General features: G+C 38.3%; 12 protein-coding genes. 10 read left to right on the forward strand and 2 right to left on the reverse strand.

The window, feature by feature from the left end:
* Positions 1-410: 410 nt before the first annotated feature.
* Positions 411-1508, reverse strand: coding sequence for a hypothetical protein (locus tag ACSHXM_RS16510; RefSeq protein ID WP_435690486.1), 1098 nt, complete (start codon positions 1506-1508; stop codon positions 411-413).
* A 178-nt stretch (positions 1509-1686) separates the two neighbouring features.
* On the opposite strand from ACSHXM_RS16510, the gene ACSHXM_RS16515 reads away from it, so the two are divergent.
* The 10 genes from ACSHXM_RS16515 (at position 1687) to ACSHXM_RS16560 (ending at position 17564) form a co-directional block, all read left to right on the forward strand.
* Positions 1687-7266 carry a DUF4011 domain-containing protein gene (locus tag ACSHXM_RS16515; RefSeq protein WP_435690488.1) on the forward strand — a complete coding sequence of 1860 codons (5580 nt, stop codon included), beginning with the start codon at positions 1687-1689 and terminating at the stop codon, positions 7264-7266.
* Positions 7267-7328: 62 nt separating this feature from the next.
* On the forward strand, positions 7329-8270 hold the full coding sequence (locus tag ACSHXM_RS16520; protein WP_435690490.1) for a DUF4268 domain-containing protein: 942 nt from the start codon (positions 7329-7331) through the stop codon (positions 8268-8270).
* 64 nt (positions 8271-8334) lie between these two features.
* Entirely contained in the window at positions 8335-9852 is a 1518-nt protein-coding gene (locus tag ACSHXM_RS16525; protein WP_435690492.1) for a type I restriction-modification system subunit M, read from the forward strand.
* Positions 9842-11089 carry a restriction endonuclease subunit S gene (locus tag ACSHXM_RS16530; protein ID WP_435690494.1) on the forward strand — a complete coding sequence of 416 codons (1248 nt, stop codon included), beginning with the start codon at positions 9842-9844 and terminating at the stop codon, positions 11087-11089. The genes ACSHXM_RS16525 and ACSHXM_RS16530 overlap by 11 nt, the downstream gene beginning before the upstream one ends.
* Positions 11086-11961 carry a GIY-YIG nuclease family protein gene (locus ACSHXM_RS16535; protein WP_435690495.1) on the forward strand — a complete coding sequence of 292 codons (876 nt, stop codon included), beginning with the start codon at positions 11086-11088 and terminating at the stop codon, positions 11959-11961. The genes ACSHXM_RS16530 and ACSHXM_RS16535 overlap by 4 nt, the downstream gene beginning before the upstream one ends.
* Before the next feature lie 29 nt (positions 11962-11990).
* Complete coding sequence (locus ACSHXM_RS16540; RefSeq protein WP_435690496.1) at positions 11991-12407, forward strand: hypothetical protein; 417 nt, start codon at positions 11991-11993, stop codon at positions 12405-12407.
* Positions 12408-12428: 21 nt separating this feature from the next.
* Positions 12429-15719, forward strand: coding sequence for a type I restriction endonuclease subunit R (locus ACSHXM_RS16545; RefSeq protein ID WP_435690498.1), 3291 nt, complete (start codon positions 12429-12431; stop codon positions 15717-15719).
* A 5-nt stretch (positions 15720-15724) separates the two neighbouring features.
* Positions 15725-16537 carry a M48 family metallopeptidase gene (locus tag ACSHXM_RS16550; RefSeq protein ID WP_435690500.1) on the forward strand — a complete coding sequence of 271 codons (813 nt, stop codon included), beginning with the start codon at positions 15725-15727 and terminating at the stop codon, positions 16535-16537.
* Positions 16530-17135: a S1 family peptidase gene (locus tag ACSHXM_RS16555; RefSeq protein WP_435690502.1), complete on the forward strand. Its 606-nt coding sequence runs from the start codon at positions 16530-16532 to the stop codon at positions 17133-17135. The genes ACSHXM_RS16550 and ACSHXM_RS16555 overlap by 8 nt, the downstream gene beginning before the upstream one ends.
* Positions 17136-17363: 228 nt before the next feature.
* A complete protein-coding gene (locus ACSHXM_RS16560; protein ID WP_435690504.1) occupies positions 17364-17564 on the forward strand; it encodes a transposase in 201 nt (66 codons plus the stop codon).
* A 33-nt stretch (positions 17565-17597) separates the two neighbouring features.
* Here ACSHXM_RS16560 and ACSHXM_RS16565 read toward each other — a convergent pair.
* The coding region (locus ACSHXM_RS16565; protein WP_435690506.1) for a hypothetical protein at positions 17598-17842 on the reverse strand (245 nt) is incomplete at its 5' end.

Here is a 17842-nt window from a genome sequence, read left to right on the forward strand (position 1 = left end):
AGTGGCTGAAGGCGCACGCCTGGAAAGTGTGTTTAGGGTTAAACCTAACGAGGGTTCGAATCCCTCTCTCTCCGCCAAATTTAATGAATAAGCCTCTGTTATACAGGGGCTTTTTTATATATGTGATATATAACGCCGTCAATAAAGCCGTCAATTTAGGGTGCTGCAGTTTAATTTTATACACAGCTAAAACACATACCCCTCACCATGAAATATTTATCAATTAATATTGAATACACGATTAGTCGTTATTTTTCGCTGCTTTTCTTTTTAAATAAGTAGTTATTACTTCAATGTACGTGGTTAAGGTTAAATACAAACTGGTTTTCGATATTAAAGTAATCAGACTGGTTACATTTACTTTCATCCTATAATTTGGGAAAAAGCGTTAGTAAATAATGATTGTTTCTTTAAAAAGTAAAATGTTTTGATAAAACCATAAGATCCTTAAAAAGAAACTCTAGTTTTTCATGTATCAAGTCCATCATAACAATACTACCTCCTTTTCTAATGTATGTACCATTTTCAAAAGATAATGAACACCTTACGAACCCATCTAGCTTGACTTTAGGCATTACAATATTTAAGCAATTTGAATTATGGTTTATGGTAATAATAAATCTTCTACCGTTTGATAAATCGCCTTTGTGGATTAGATGAATTGGATGTGAATTATGGTACAAAGCAAATGATTCTATTTCTGAAAGATCTTTTATAGTGTCGGTTTCCCTGTAAGCAAAAAAACGGTGCCGGCACATACTTCTGACATCATTAAATAAATGATATTTTCCATATTTTTTATAATCGATGCAATCACATTCTCCTGTTTTTAAGTTTGTCTTATTTTCAACTAACCAATCGTAGGTTTGTATTTTATTAAGTTTATTGACACTTAATTTTGTATCTTTAAGTGCAAATGAAATGCTATCGTTAAACAAGTACAAGTATTTTTGGGTTAATATTTTTTCTCTTTCAACGCAGAACTCAGTGATAGCTTTCGCTCTTAAACTTTCTTTATATAGAATTTCTTTTTCTTCTTGATCTCTAAGATATCGGTGTAATTCTTTTTTTTGATTAGCAAGCTCTCTTCTTTCATTCAAAGTTGAAAAGCATTTTTCAATATCTTCTTGAAATATGTGTATTCCTTTTTTTATTGGGACAGGGGTTGCTGGTGGATCACCATATGACCAACGTTTTTCATAAAGGTGATATCCAAACCTCTCAATAGAAGGTGTTTTTCTTTTTGATAGTGCATATATGTTAATCCATTCGTTTGAATAACCAATACTAAGCCCAAATCTAATGTTTAAATCTGTGATGTTTATATTTAAGCAGTAAAGAGCTTTATGAGGGTCCGAATAAATCGCAGAGTCTAATTCATCATTAGGTGGAGTTTTTGAGTCAAATAAAAACAAAGCACCAATTTTATGTGGTAAAAGTATTTTCTCTATTTCAGCTTCAATTCTTTCTAATTCATCTTGAATTTCAGCTACACTTTTAAGATTCATAAATTAAATCCGTACATTTTATTAACTTGGTCATTGTACGTCCACTGAGGTATTTAAACCATAGAAGTTATCTAAGAAATTTTATTATAGAGATTTGATTGAAGTTGAAACCATAATAGAGCATAGTCACTTTAGCCCTTAAAGAGATTAAAAATACATTAATCAGAAGAGAAAATAAATGAGTAAGACATCGCACCAATTTCATGACGTTATAGCTAACAAAATAGCAAATTTACGCCCAAAGTTGATGGATGTGTCTCGTCGGAATCCATTAATTAATCACTCTGCAAATAAAACTTCTACAAGTTCTATTCGTATTGTCGATGAGCAACCACAGCAGATAGTTGAATATTTATGTGTCATTAATAGAAGTATGAAATTAGGTTCTTTACCAGCGCTAGAAGAAGATCCCGTTGACGAAAACGTCACAGAGTTTCAAAGTGCATTTCAAGCTAAATTGCGTACTGACCCAATTTATCTGCAATCACTAACGAAAATTGACCATGCAAGAGATGAAGATGCGTTTGAGAATAAGGCAAAACTTGAACGAGAGCTCAAAGACCGATTACGAATTGAAATGGGGATGATCCCTCGGGTGGTTAAAGTAGATAAAACCAAGCTTAGTGAGCATGCGAGAAACCACGGTATAAATCCGTCTTTTAATTTACCAGAGCCGAATGTAAAAACAGAAGATGATCGTCATTTGGATGACACCTTGCAAACATTACTTTTAGGTAAGTCACTCTCAGCAGTTGCAGGTAAAATTGAATCAAAGGATAAGTTTTATAAAGAAGAAAAAGGGTTAGAGACTCTTTATCTTGCATTAGGTTATGTTGTTTGGAAAGAGCCTAATGCAGTTGAATCTAAAGGAAGTTTTAACTCTCCTTTATTACTTCTGCCTGTTGGATTAGAGAAATCTAAACAAAAAGGTGGCTACGTCTATTCAATCGCATTACGAGATGATATGTTGGTTAACCCCGCATTGTCACATAAGCTGGAAAATGATTTTGGTATTACCTTAAATAGCTTACCTGATTTAAATAATGTATTGGATATAGATAATTGGTTACAAGAAACAGTTGATAAACTTCCTAAAGCATTACAAGCAAATCTGAGAAGGCAAGCTACCTTAAGCATTTTTCCATTTACAGGTATTGAGCTTTTTTATGACCTAGAGCCTGATATCGATTTTTCACAATTTAACTTATTGTCTGAAATGATGAGCGGTGTTACCCCAGATGGAAATAAACCGTTTAAAAGCGAGCTAACTGCACATGATGTTGATAATTCGTTAGCAAACAAATTAGTACCCCACATGGTGATGAATTCTGACTCATCTCAATTTTTAGCCATGATGAAAGTATCAGAAGGACAAAATCTTGCTATTGAGGGCCCTCCTGGTTCAGGTAAATCACAAACCATTACAAATCTAATAGCAAATGCTATTTATACCGGTAAAAAAGTACTTTTTGTTGCCCAAAAGAATACTGCATTGGAAGTAGTTTTATCTCGTCTTCAGAAGTTAGGTTTAGATAAGCTTGTTTTGCCTGTGACGAATGAACATACAAAAAACACAGAATTTTACGACAAATTAGCATCACGAATAGAGCTTAGTTCAAACGGTTGGGACAATGAACTTAAACACGACCAGATCCGTCAAAATGAGCAACACAAAGACACATTAGATAAATATTCACAAGTTCTAAGTCAATTTGTACCTAATACACAATTATCTGTTCATGAAGCTTTGGGGTTGCATATAAAATATTCTGACGAGTTAGATACACTTGTAAGTTACGCATCGGGACCTTTCTTATCTGTCAAACATGAATCAATCAAGATAGTTCTAGATAAATTATTCATGAGTGAATTATCTCGAAATATTACTCACATCGATGAACAATTACAAAAGGTTCCAGCTTATCCTGAAAGTCTGTTCAGCCAAGTGAATCAAACGTCTTTAGGATTCTATGAACTCAATGAGATTAAGCAATTTATAGTTGATGTTGGGACAACATTTCAAGCGGCATGTACATCATGTGATTTCGAAGAAGATGCAATATCGGGTAAACGAGAAATCGATGTTAATCAAGAAAAAAACAAAGCATTAGATGACTTCTTATCGACGCTGAAAACGGTAATTTCACACTTTGAATCGACACAATCCCCGTTATTAAAAGCGTTAAATTCTGATCAATATAACTTAGTTTCTTTACTTGAAAGTCTACCTACTCAAGCAACGGTCATCTCTGAATTCACTCTGTTATTAAAAAGATTAACTGAATCTCAGAATATTTCCAATGATGAAGAACTCACATTCCATGGATTGTCACCTCTGTATAATGATAATCATTATGGTCCTTTAACAGCTTTAGAGACGCTTTTAGATAAGTTATGCCAATGTGTGTCTGATGCGGATAAACTAACTGACATTTCAGAACAAGTTGCATCATATCAGGATGTTGCACAGCAAATCATTAATATAAAACAGTCCGTAGCTGAAGATTTACAAAGAGAAGATAGTGCTAAGTTTAGTGTTCAATCATTACATGATTTGTCACTGATTATTCAAGATACGCCTATATTAAATAATAATGAGTTACTGAGGACGTTATCTGTTAAACCCATCTCTACTGTAAAATCGTCATTATTTAATTTAGAAAATCAGGCTAAAGTACTTGTTTCTGAGGGTATAGAGCTCGAACGTCTTCCGTCCAAAATGGAAATAGAGAATGCCCGCAACTGCATTCAAACCTCAGGACTATTTAGCTTCTTATCAACCCATTATAAAAATGCAGTAAAACTCTTTGAATCAATCTATAGCTTACCAAGTGGCGGCTTCAAAACGATTGGTAAATTAGGAGCATGTCAAAAGTTGACGCAATTATTAGAGATATATACAAAATGGTCACTAGAAGATGCTAACGTTGTTATAGCAACCCCAGAAAAGCTCAATTTTAATCTTCTTAAAGAAAGTATTGCACAAGTTGAGCTGCTTGAGAAAAAGTTAAAAAAAGCAGGACTTCTTTTAAGTGATATTAACCAGGACACTGTCAGTCAAATTACGACATTTGTTAATGATGAAGCACTATTCAGCGCATTTAAAACTTTGGATAAGTCATCGTTAGATACTCTGGAAAATAATTATAATGTGTTAGAGCAGGCATTAGCCGAATTCAACGAGTTTCTCAACAATGCACAAAAAGCTACATGGGAGGCGTTAATTTTAGAGCAGTTTGGCTCTGTCTCGATGTTTAAATCTATTGTGTCATCCTATAATGTAGATCGTGAAAGCTATTTAGCCTTTTCATCGCTACTTGATTCTGTTGCAGCTAATATAGGCGTCGAAAAAAGTAATATATCACTTTCTGACATTGCGCAATTATCACATCTTGCAAATGATTTAACTAAGGTAAAACCTTGGTTGCTTAATTTATCTCTAAATGATGCAAATAACGTCCCTTGGCAAAACTTAATTCCCCGAAATACCGAAAATGGTCATTATGTTACATTAAGATATATCAGCGAATGCGCTAAAAAGATTGAAGTGCTGGAGGAATCATCAAAGCAACTCATTATCTTGTTTAGCAAAGTAGATGATACTTTCCAAGAGCAAGCGCATACAATAAATAATATTAAAAAAATATGTACAGCTACGATGGACGATGAGTATGGTGTGACACATTTGGTGGAAAGAAGCTCTATTTATCAGCAATTTATTGACTTAGGAGTGCCTCTTGATATTGTATCTTACTATTATTCTTTAGAGTCACCACTAAGTTTAGCGCAAAGCATTTGCTTGGCAATATTACGTTCTGTGGTGAAACAAGTGTTTCAGGAGCATGGCAATATTCTTGCGCAATCATCTGGAAATCGTTTAACAGCAGCCCAAAAGGCTTTTCAACATAATGACAAAGAATTAATAAATTTGTCATCAGAAGCTGTCTTGAATAGAGGATTAAAACCTCTAATTAGCATCGCCGAAGGAGTAGGGGTTGGTAAGAAAAGCGCCTACACTGACCTATCGTTGATCTCTCATCAAGTTGCGCTTAAAAGAAAAATGTCTGTAACCAAGCTTATTAAAAGAAGCCAGAATGCACTTCTTGGTTTACATCCTTGCTGGCTAATGGTGCCTTCATCAATCGCAAGTTATTTACCTAGAAAAGAAATATTCGACTTACTCATTATTGATGAAGCATCACAGATGACACCTGAACAGTCGATATCTGCATTAATGCGAGCGAAGCAAGCCGTCATTGTAGGTGATACAAATCAGTTACCACCCACAAGCTTTTTTGCTGGTGTATATGATGATGAAGATGAAGACGAGGATGTTGTCACCGTTGAAGAGTCTATCTTAGAGTTAGCTAATAATGCATTTTCGCCTAAACATCGCTTGCGTTGGCACTACCGTTCTAAACATGAATCTTTAATTGCGTTTTCGAATCATTATGTATATGACAACGAACTCATTATCTTCCCAACACCCCACAGCGGGAAACGTGATTTGGGTGTCAGTTTAGTAAGAGCTGATGGGATCTATGAAAGAGGGCTTAACCCAACAGAAGCAAATAAAGTCGTTGATGGCATTATTCACTTTATGAAAACTACACCTGATAAATCATTAGGCGTAGTGACCATGAATAAATCACAACAAGAGCATATTGAAGCCTTAATCCTACAAGCACGAGATACAGATAATGATATTTCTGATTACCTCGCTAAGTGGGAAGAAACCGATAAAGGAATGTCTCGTTTTTTCGTAAAAAACATCGAGAACGTCCAAGGGGATGAACGTGATGTAATATTCATTTCAACGGTATATGGTAAAAATGCACAAGGTAAATTCAGTAAAAACTTTGGTCCAATAAATGGTGTAGCAGGGAAGCGGCGTTTAAATGTATTATTTTCACGCGCCAAAGAGCGTATTGTGACATTCACCTCTATCCCCATGGCTGACTTCGACACCAGTGGAGCCAAAGAGGGCGTGTTGTTATTTAAACGTTGGCTCGAATACTCGGCAACAGGGCGCTTAGGTGAGCAAATTGTACATTCTGATGATTTGGTCGCAGAAACCGACTCTCCGTTTGAAGATGCGGTGATTGATGTGATTAAAAACTTAGGTTTTATTCCTGTGCCGCAAGTGGGAGTGGCTGGTTATTTTATTGATATTGGTATTAAACACCCTGATTATCCATTGGGGTACATCTGCGGGGTAGAATGTGATGGTGCAAGCTATCACAGCAGTAAATCAGCAAGGGATAGAGATATTCTCAGAGAGGAAGTCCTTTCACGTTTGAATTGGTCGTTATATCGAATATGGTCTACCGATTGGTTTAATTATAAAGCTAATCAAATCGAGTTGTTGAAGGCTCACCTAGAAGAACGATTACAATCGTGTTTAAAAGACTATGATGCTACAAATCCTTACACCAAAGATGAGTCGTATACAAATAATGACGTTGAGCAATTTGATGCAGAGAAACCAAATAGCTCACAAGAGAATGACGCTCAATATATCGAGATTGGTAGTAAATTTAGCGTGGCATATCTTTCAGGCTCAATTCAAGGACAAGTTGCTAATTTTAGGCTAGTTAAGAGCTCTACGGATGTGTCCAGCAAAGCTAATAATATACAACTGATTGGTATCGACTCGCCGCTGGGCAGTGCAGTAGTTGATGGCCAGGTTAACGATGAAGTAAGTTATTTTGCGAACAACATTGAGATGAAAGTAAAGATTGTCTCAGTTGAAGATTAACTGAATAAACTTTTCTAAAAATAAGCTTGGTAAGTGAAACAGATAAAATGAGAACATAACCAATGAAACTAGGACGTTTAAAGCGTATTGAACCAAGACATGCTTGGCAAACTGAAGATAGGCATTTTACGCCTTGGCTTGCTCAAGATGAAAACATCGAGCTGTTAAGCGAAACGTTAGGCCTTGATTTAGAAGTTGAGGCCCAAGAAAAGCAAGTTGGGCCTTTTAGAGCGGATATCTTATGCAAAGATAGGCATTCAGAGGCATTTGTCTTAATCGAAAACCAGTTGGAAAAAACAGATCATAAACACCTTGGTCAGTTAATTACTTATGCCTCAGGGTTAAAAACGGCATATATTGTATGGATAGCGACTAAGTTTCATGAGGAGCATCGAGCTGCATTAGACTGGCTCAATACAATCAGTGATGAAGAATTTAAGTTCTTTGGTCTAGAGGTAGAGCTGTGGTCGATTGGTGACAGTGAGTATGCCCCAAAGTTTAATATAGTGTGCAAGCCCAATGAGTGGTCACGAAACACGAGAGAAGGCTTGAAAAATGTCGAAGATGGTCTTTCAGACATTAAGCAGTTACAACGACGTTTCTGGGAGCACCTTAAAGAGCATCTAAAAACTGAACATAACATTCACACTCAAAAAGCAAGGGCGCAAAACTGGCTCAACACTGTGATTGGTAAAACTGATGTTCATATTACCTGCACTTGTAACTCAATTACCAATACCATTGGTGTAGGGCTTTACATTGGTAGTGAAAGTGCCACTGAGATATTCAATGCTTTAAAACTTGATGCGGTTATGATTGAAAATGAATTAGGTTTTGAAGTTGAATGGCAAGCTTTAGAGCAAAAACGAGCATCCCGAATACAAGTCTATCGTGAAAACAGCGTCCTATCAGATGAAAGCACATGGCCAGTGCTAAGTCAGTGGCTAGGTGAAAAAGTTGCAAAATTTGATAGCGTCTTTAGAAGACGTTTACAAGAATTATAAAATGCTGATATCAACACTTTCAGTTGGGTATCAGCACTTAATACGAATAAAAAGGTTTATAAAAATGACAACGCAACAAATCAATCAAGACGATATAAACAAAGCTGTCTGGAGTGCATGTGACACCTTTCGCGGTGTGATAAGTGCTGATACCTATAAAGACTTCATCCTCACCATGTTATTTTTGAAATACATTTCTGATGTATATAAAGACGAATACAACAAATTAGTTACTCAATATGGGGATAACCCCGACCTGATTCACGCAATGATGTCGAAGCAGCGTTTTGTATTACCAGAAGGAGCAAGCTTTTGGGATATATACGATAAACGCTATGAAGCAGGCAATGGTGAGCGTATAGATAAAGCTTTGCACGCGCTAGAAGAAGCTAACGGCAGTAAGCTTAAAAACGTATTCCAAGACATCAGCTTTAACACAGACCGTTTGGGTCAAGAAAAACAAAAAAACGACTTACTTCGTCACTTACTGGAGGACTTCGGTAAAGATGTATTAAATCTAAGCACGGAGCGTGTCGGTAGTTTAGATATCATCGGTAATGCCTACGAATACCTTATTAAACACTTTGCCGCTGGCAGTGGTGCTACCGCTGGTGAATACTACACCCCACCAGAAGTTTCGACCCTTCTGGCAACGGTTCTAGAGCCAGTTGAGGGCGACCAAATATGTGACCCGTGTACAGGCAGTGGCTCGCTACTGTTAAAATGTGGCGCTATGGTGCGTAAAAATTCAGGCTCTAAAAAGTACGCCTTGTTCGGGCAAGAAGCGATTGGTTCAACATGGGCATTAGCCAAAATGAACATGTTCCTGCATGGAGAAGATAACCACCGTATTGAATGGGGCGATACTATTCGTAACCCACTGCTACTTGATAAAGACGGCAACGGCTTATTGCACTTTGATGTAGTAACAGCTAACCCGCCATTTTCATTAGATAAGTGGGGTCATGATGACGCCGGCAATGACCCATATGGTCGCTTTAGAAGAGGTATTCCACCGAAAACCAAAGGTGACTACGCCTTTATTATCCATATGATTGAAACCCTCAAACCTGAAAGTGGCAGAATGGCAGTCGTAGTGCCACATGGTGTGTTATTTAGAGCTTCATCAGAAGGCAAAATCCGCCAACAACTGATTGAAGAAAACTTGCTAGACACCGTTATTGGCCTGCCAGAAAAGTTGTTCTTTGGTACAGGTATTCCTGCCGCTATTTTAATATTCAAAAAGCAAAAAACTGACAATAACGTGCTGTTTATTGATGCCAGCCGTGAGTTCAAATCAGGTAAAAACCAAAACCAGTTAACACCTGACAATATCCAAAAAGTCATCGACACCTACAAAGCGCGTGAAACCACCGATAAATATTCCTACTTAGCCAGCTTGGACGAAATTAAAGAAAACGACTTTAACCTCAATATTCCACGTTACGTTGATACCTTTGAAGAAGAGGCTGAAATTGATTTAGTGGCAGTACGTACTGAGCGTGTACAGCTTAAAAATGAGCTGAAAACCCTTGAAGCAGAAATGGAAGGCTACTTAAAGGAGTTGGGTTATGGTGCCTAATGGATGGGAAATAAAAAAGCTAAATAATGTCTTCAAGGTTTTTGACTCTCTTCATAAAACCCCGACATTTTCAGATGACGGTTATGCAATGGTTAGGGTTACAGATATAAAGGGCGGATATCTTGACCTAAACAATACTAATAAGGTGTCATCGGAGGTCTTTGCTGAATTTACAAAAAAATATAAACCCAAAGCTTCTGATATAGTTTTCAGTCGTGTTGGAAGCTACGGTATTAGTTCGTACGCTGCAACAGATACACCATTTTGTCTAGGTCAAAACACAGTTATTGCAGAATCGAACTCAAGCGCAGACTCTCTTTATATTTTTAATGTGCTTAAAGGGCAGTACGTTAAAAGGCAAATAGAAAGAACTGTCGACGGCTCTTCACATAAAACAGTCAGCCTTAAAATTATTAGAAGTCTGGACATACCAATCCCTCCACTCCCAGAGCAACGCAAAATCGCCAAAATTCTATCCACATGGGATAAAGCGATTAGCACCACCGAGCGCCTAATCGACAACAGCAAACAGCAGAAAAAAGCCCTCATGCAGCAACTGCTCACAGGCAAAAAACGCTTACTTGATGATTCAGGCAAACCGTTTGAGGGTGAGTGGGAAGACAAGTATTTGCATGATGTAGCACGAATTATAGTTAGCCCTGTAGACAAGAAAACAATCGAAGGTGAAATCCCTGTTGAACTTTGTAACTATACCGATGTTTATTACAACACTAAAATAACCAAGTCGTTAACTTTTATGAAAGCGACTGCAAAGCAGAGTGAAATAGATAAGTACACCTTAAAAGTTAATGACGTAATAGTTACAAAAGATTCAGAAACACCAGGAGATATTGCTGTACCAGCTTTAGTAAGCGAAGATTTAAATGGTGTGGTTTGTGGCTATCACTTGGCGATTATTCGCCCTAACAATGAATTGGTAGAAGGTTCTTTTCTCAACTACCTATTCTCCATGCCAAAAACTCGTTATTACTTTTTTACATTAGCAACTGGCGCAACAAGGTTCGGTTTATCTGTAGGCGGCATTAATAAAGCCCACTTAACGTTACCGCCATTGGTTGAACAACAAAAAATCGCAGCCTTATTAACAAATACAGACAAAGAAATTGAGCTATTAGAACAACAGCTTGCTGACCTGAAGCAAGAGAAAAAAGCGTTGATGCAGCAGTTGTTAACAGGCAAGCGCAGAGTGAAAGTGGATGACAAGGAGGTCGCATGATCACGCAAAAACGACCTCGTACTATACAAATATTTTTACCGACTGGCGACCCAGCGGGCATTCGCATTGCCGAGCAAACCACCTCGATTATTCGCTTAATTGAAGTGCCTCGTAGTGATATTGCTGAATTTGTAAAAATACCAGAAGCTAAGCAGGTCGGCTTGTATTTTTTAGTTTCTGGCGATAGCAAAGACGAGTTATATATTGGTCAGTCGGGCGATGTGGGCAGCCGATTGATGCAGCACTACAAAGACGAAAAGAAAGATTGGGAGCGTGCATTAGTTTTGGTATCGCTCACCAATAACTTAACGCAAACCCATGTGCTGTATTTAGAATCACTGTCCATAGAAAAAGCAAAGCTTTGCCAGCGTTATGAATTGCTTAATGGTAATGGCGGGCAAAAGCCACATACACCTGTTCCACTTAAAGCAGATTGCGATGAAATTCATGAAATTGGTAGCTTGTTGTTAGCGACGCTTGGTTACCCCATATTTGAATCATTAACCGAAGCAACAACTCACCAGACAGAACAGGTTTTTTTATGTATCCGAACAGATGTCGATGCGAAGGGCATTTATACCAATGAAGGAATGGTGGTATTAAAGGGCTCTTCTGCGCCTATGACTGCCCAACGAAAGAATAATGAGCGCTTTATGGAAAAGCGTGACCAGCTGTTATCTAAAGGTGTAATTACAGAGCAAGGTGGGCGCTTCGTCTTTCAGCGTGATTATTTATTCCCAACACCCAGTGGTGCGTCGTGCTTTTTGTTACTCGGATCTTCAAACGGATGGGTAGATTGGAGAACTGAGCAAGGGTTAACGCTTCATGAGCACCAGGGTCGTTCATTAAATATGGATATTTCAAATGATTAAATCCTCTTTAACTCAAGGTACTTAATCGTATGTGTGATGGTACTCAAACACTTAAATTTTGCACATGTAGTAGCAAAATAGATAGAACAAAAGACCATTGGTTGTTATCTCGAAAGCATGCTGTTCAACCCTTTGATGATTTAACCTACCTGGTGGGTATGATTGAAAGCCCATATGACATTGATTTGTATGAGCGAGCACAATGTGTGCGTTGGATAAAAGCACATTTAGAACGAAATCAGTTGCTCGATACGCCATCCTGTTTTGATTTTAATTATGAACCTTTAGAAGATGATCTGTTAAAAATACAAATAGGCACACATAAGATAGTCTTAACATTTTCTCAAGGGGAATGGGGTGAAACGTTTGATTCTCCATTCACACAAAAAATCAAACGTACTGTACAAGCAAAAGGGTATGTTAAAACCCTATCGACACTAGCATAGATAAGGATAAAGGAATATACGATGTCAAAAAGTCCCGATTATAAGGAAGAATTCAGCGCAAAAATACCAGCACTGACATTGTTAACCAACTTGGGTTACACCTTCATTGCACCAAGTGAATGCGAAGCGCTGCGTGGTAACACTCTAGCAAGTGAAAAGAAAAGCACTCATCAGGTTATCTTGTTACCTGTAATGCGTGATTTTTTAGCTAACCAAACATTCTCATTCGCAGGTAAGCAACATAAGCTCTCAGATGCGGCCATTGATAAGGTAATGCATGAGTTAAACCCTGCTATGAATCTTGGATTAAAAGCGGCTAACGAGAAGCTTTATGATGCATTGATGTATGGCGTGAGTGTGACTGAATTTATTGATGGTAAAAAAGCCTCCCCCACCATTAAGCTGATTGATTGGGATGATGTTGATAACAATGTGTTCCATTGTACCGAGGAATTAGTAGTACAAAATGCCGAAGGAACGGGTAATCGCATTCCAGATATTGTGTGCTTTGTGAATGGGTTGCCATTAGTGGTGATTGAGGCGAAACGCCCGGATTCGAATAAAGAAGGTAAATCAACCAACGCTGAGGCGATTTCGCAGCATATTCGAAACCAAGGTCAGGCTGAAATCCCTCACTTGTATGCTTATAGCCAATTGCTACTAGCAGTAAACGGGCATGAAGGCCTATATGCAACTTGTGGAACTAAAGACAAATTTTGGGCTAAATGGAAGGAAGAACATATCCCTGAAGCGGAATTTGTGCGGCTTAAAAATCATAAACTAAGTAATAACCAATTACATGAATTGTTTCATCACCGTTCAGCCAAGGATAAAGATGATTACCAGTCATTGATTGCTGCAGGTGATTTAACCGTAACCGACCAAGATAGGTTGATTGTCAGCTTATTAAGACATGAGCGCTTATTGGATATGACTCGCCTGTTTACCTTGTTTGATAAAAAAACAGGCAAAATTATCGCTCGTTATCAGCAAGTATTCGGCATTAAGGCACTAATAGAGCGTATTAACACATTTGATAAATCAGGTGCGCGTGAAGGCGGTGTTATTTGGCATACCACAGGCAGTGGTAAGTCGTTTACGATGGTGTTTTTATCAAAAGCGCTTATTTGGCTTGAAGAACTTGTGCAGTGCCGCGTAATTATAGTGACTGACCGCGTGGACTTAGAAGACCAGCTAAGCCGCACTTTTGCCTCGGGTGGTGCGCTCACCGACCGTGATAAAAAAGATGCAATGGCAACCACAGGTAAACGCTTAGCCGAACAAATTGGTCAAGGGAACGAGCGCGTTATTTTCTCGATAATTAATAAATTTGGCTCTGCGATAAAACACGAAAACTGTTACAACGACAGCTCGAATATTATTGTGTTAGTGGATGAAGGTCACCGCAGTCAAAATGGTGAAAATAATATTCGCATGCAGCAAACATTACCCAAAGCCGCTTTTATTGCCTTTACGGGTACGCCGCTATTAAAAGATGATAAGACTGAAAATAAATTCGGAAAAATCATTCACTCTTACACCATGCAACAAGCAGTGGAAGATAAAACCGTTACCCCTTTATTGTATGAAGAGCGCATACCTGAGTTAAATGTAAACGATAAAGCGATTGATGCATGGTTTGAACGCAGTACAAGTAAATTGAGTGACAAGCAAAAGACCGACCTAAAAAAGAAGTTTGCACAAAAAGGACAGATTTATCAAACGGCAGATCGGATCATGTTAATCGCTTACGACATTGCCGACCATTTTCAAAACTTCAAGCATCAAGGTTTAAAAGGTCAACTAGCCTGTGACTCTAAAGCTTCTGCTATTCGTTACAAAGAGGCGTTAGATAAAATTGGGACGGTTTCATCGGTTGTTGCTATGTCGGCTCCTGATACTCGTGAGGGACACGAAGCAGTCGATCAAGAAAGTAAAGACATTGTGCAAAATTGGTGGAAGGCCAATGTTGATAAAATGGATGAAAAAACCTATACGAAAGCCATTATAGAAGAATTTAGTAGAGATGATGGCCCGGATATCATGATAGTAGTTGATAAGCTATTAACGGGCTTTGATGAGCCAAAGAACACGGTGTTGTATATCGACAAACCACTTAAAGAACATAACCTGATCCAAGCGATTGCTCGTGTTAACCGATTACATAGCAAAAAACTGTTTGGGTACTTGATTGATTATAGAGGTATTTTAAGTGAGCTAGACATCACCATAGAAAAGTACCAAGATCTAGCTGAGCGCACCCAAGGCGGTTTTGATATAGACGACCTGAAAGGTTTGTACAATCGCATGGATACGGAGTATAAAAAACTGTCAGGATTACATAGCGATTTATGGGCAATATTTGACGGGGTACAAAACAAGCAAGATGGCCCTGCGCTCCGACAAGCCTTGGCACCAAAAGTCCATGAGGTTAATGATAAGCTCACTGACACCAACCTTAAAAAACGAGATGATTTTTACTCAATACTGACAGCGTTTTCAAACTGCATGAAAGTAGCATTACAATCAGCCGCTTACTTTGAAGATAAATCATTTGATAATAAACGAGACTTATACAAACGCGACTTAAAAGCCTTCGTCGAGTTACGTAAACAAGTTCGTGAAGATGCAGATGAAACCATTAATTACGATGAATATGCAGAAGATATCCGTAGCTTACTCGATAAACACATAGCAGGCATTGAAGTAAAAGAGCCTGACGGAGCATACTTGGTAGGCAACTTAGGAAAAGACGTTAAGCCACAGGATCTGAGCGATGACGAGGCTCGTAACCAAACGGACAAAATTACTGGTCGTATCACCAAGATGATTGAGCAAGACTTAGCAGATGATCCTTATGCACAAGAATATTTTTCAAAGATGCTTATACAGGCGATTGCAGATGCTAGAGCTATGTTTGATGCTCCTGTTAAGCAGTACATCCTATTCGCTGATTTTGAGCAAGAAGTGAAAGATCGCAAGGTGGCTGATGTTCCCAATGACTTTGTAAATGATTCCGGCAAGTTAAATAAACATGCCCAAGCCTATTTTGGTTTATTTAAGCACCTATTTGATGCCGACTTCTTAACTGAAAAGGATCTGGATAGCGACAAGTTAGTAGCATTGGCGTTTAATATTGATGCTGTCGTGAATGATGCGGTTGCTGAGTATTCAATTAACCCTGCGGAAATTGAAAACGCCATACATATGAAGTTGTTGCCGATGTTGTTTGGTGATCTTGGCCTTGATAACGCGCAAAAGTTAATTGAAGAAGTACTTAAAATCACTCGTTTAGGCATAGCAAGGGGCTAATAAGAGTGACTAAACAAGTCGTTGCCGCTGAGATCAGAACAATAACCAATGAACGTGGTGTTTTTACCTATGGTAACGACACCATTCACTATGATGTTATTCGTAAAACCAAGCCTGTTGATAACGCTAAACAAACAGCACGCAAAGTAATTATTAAGGTTCACCCTGATCAACGTGTTGTGGCTACAGTGCCACATGATGCATGTGATGAAGCTATTCAAGATGCTATGCGTAAGCGTGCCAGATGGATTTGGCAAAGCATTGATGAATTTGCAAAACAAAAGGATACGGTATTACCCAAACGCTATGTAAGCGGAGAAACACAGTTTTACCTAGGTAAACGCTACATATTAAAAATCATCATTGATGCTGAGCAAGTGCCCAATGTAAAGCTGAGCCGTGGCAAATTGAATGTCACTATCAAGCATGACATTAACAAAAATAATGATGATCGGTTGGTGAAAATTAAACCGCTAATCGATAAGTGGTATCAACACAAAGCTAAGGCAATTTTTCATGAACGACTAGTCGAACTACTTCCGAAAACTACTTGGGTAACAGGCATTCCATCTTTTCGTGTAATGGCAATGAAAAAGCAATGGGGAAGCTGCTCAAGAAAAGGCAACTTGATGCTCAATCCTCACCTAGTAAAAGCCCCTAAAGATTGCATTGATTACGTGATTTTACATGAGCTTTCCCACATTGCAGAACATAATCACAGCGAGAGATTCTGGCGTTTATTAACCCAAGTTATGCCAAACTGGAAGGAAGTCAAAGCAAAATTAGATGATATGGCAGAGATGTATTTGAATGAGTGATTTTAAACACCCTATTGAAGAATTTATTCATTCTACCGTAAGGATAGAATGCGTTTTGGCTAACGGAGCGACTTCTACAGAAAGTGGTTATTTTTACGTTTTCTTCGAATCTGAAGATAAACAAGTCCCTTGCATCGTTACAAATAAACACGTTGTTAATGGCGCAATAAAAGGATCAATATCACTTACTCTGGCTAAAGATAACAAACCTCTTTTGGGGCAAATGAAAACATTTGAAATTAACGATTTCGAAAACCAATGTATTCCACATCCTGAAGAAAACGTTGATTTGGCAATATTTCCAATTGCTCCATTATTGAGTCAAATAGAAAACACAAATCACCAGTTTCATATTGTTCCTTTAGCTAAGCCTGTCATTGCATCCCCACAGTTACTGAGCAAACTGTCAACAATGGAAGAGATCATCATGATTGGATACCCAAACGGGATTTGGGATTCTCAACATAATTTACCAATCATTAGAAGAGGCATAACTGCTACTCATCCTAAGTTACCTTACAATGGTAAAAAAGAGTTTGTGATTGATGCGGCTTGTTTTCCTGGATCAAGTGGTTCACCTGTGTTTCTAGCCAATTAGAAAAGCTACAGGTGAAATTGAGGTTATTGAAGTACCCACAGATACAAAAGCGATTTCTACAACGGATATTATGATTAACCTTGGCTATGTGATCCAAGCATCTGAACTTGATGATTTTGAGCCAATATTAAAAAACATATTGGAAAAGCCGTAACCTTACGGCCACTACATCTTTTATTTAATTATCCTTAAGGCATCATATCCACTTTATCAGCTAGGATATGACCAATGTCAGATATTATTCACCATACTAGTCGCCGGCTCTTCACGCCTCAATATAAATTAGAGATCGTGAATGAGGCGCTAGCCAAGCAGTCGTCAACTGCCCAAGTTGCACAAAAGCACCACATCAATAACAATCAAGTATTTCGTTGGTGCCGCGAATATAAACTTGGCAAGCAACAACCCTGTGATTGCGACACAAGATAATCCTGAAGAGACCAAGTTTTTACCAATCACGACTCAGTCCAACGCCAATACCGTCACGCACAATATTAAACAACAGACGCCAAACTCGAGTACGGTGGTCGTTGAGCTAGCCAGTGTGTCAACGGCACTAGGCCATTGGCTTTCGCTGTTTCGATGATGGAGTAAAGTACTGCTGATGCACTTGCCTGTAATCCCCCCGCTAAACCAATCTGCTTCCACTGTCATTGGCAGACGCACTTCCACATCAGCAAAAGCGATGGCTATAAACTCGCGCTGTG

Source organism: Paraglaciecola sp., assembly GCF_051252315.1.
GTDB lineage: Bacteria > Pseudomonadota > Gammaproteobacteria > Enterobacterales > Alteromonadaceae > Paraglaciecola.

Excerpts from the sequence above, each read along its gene's own strand:
- ACSHXM_RS16545 (WP_435690498.1), top strand. The coding sequence starts at position 12,429 with ATGTCAAAAAGTCCCGATTATAAGGAAGAATTCAGCGCAAAAATACCA.
- ACSHXM_RS16510 (WP_435690486.1), bottom strand. The coding sequence starts at position 1,508 with ATGAATCTTAAAAGTGTAGCTGAAATTCAAGATGAATTAGAAAGAATT.
- ACSHXM_RS16540 (WP_435690496.1), top strand. The coding sequence starts at position 11,991 with ATGTGTGATGGTACTCAAACACTTAAATTTTGCACATGTAGTAGCAAA.
- ACSHXM_RS16530 (WP_435690494.1), top strand. The coding sequence starts at position 9,842 with ATGGTGCCTAATGGATGGGAAATAAAAAAGCTAAATAATGTCTTCAAG.
- ACSHXM_RS16535 (WP_435690495.1), top strand. The coding sequence starts at position 11,086 with ATGATCACGCAAAAACGACCTCGTACTATACAAATATTTTTACCGACT.
- ACSHXM_RS16520 (WP_435690490.1), top strand. The coding sequence starts at position 7,329 with ATGAAACTAGGACGTTTAAAGCGTATTGAACCAAGACATGCTTGGCAA.
- ACSHXM_RS16560 (WP_435690504.1), top strand. The coding sequence starts at position 17,364 with ATGTCAGATATTATTCACCATACTAGTCGCCGGCTCTTCACGCCTCAA.
- ACSHXM_RS16555 (WP_435690502.1), top strand. The coding sequence starts at position 16,530 with ATGAGTGATTTTAAACACCCTATTGAAGAATTTATTCATTCTACCGTA.
- ACSHXM_RS16515 (WP_435690488.1), top strand. The coding sequence starts at position 1,687 with ATGAGTAAGACATCGCACCAATTTCATGACGTTATAGCTAACAAAATA.
- ACSHXM_RS16525 (WP_435690492.1), top strand. The coding sequence starts at position 8,335 with ATGACAACGCAACAAATCAATCAAGACGATATAAACAAAGCTGTCTGG.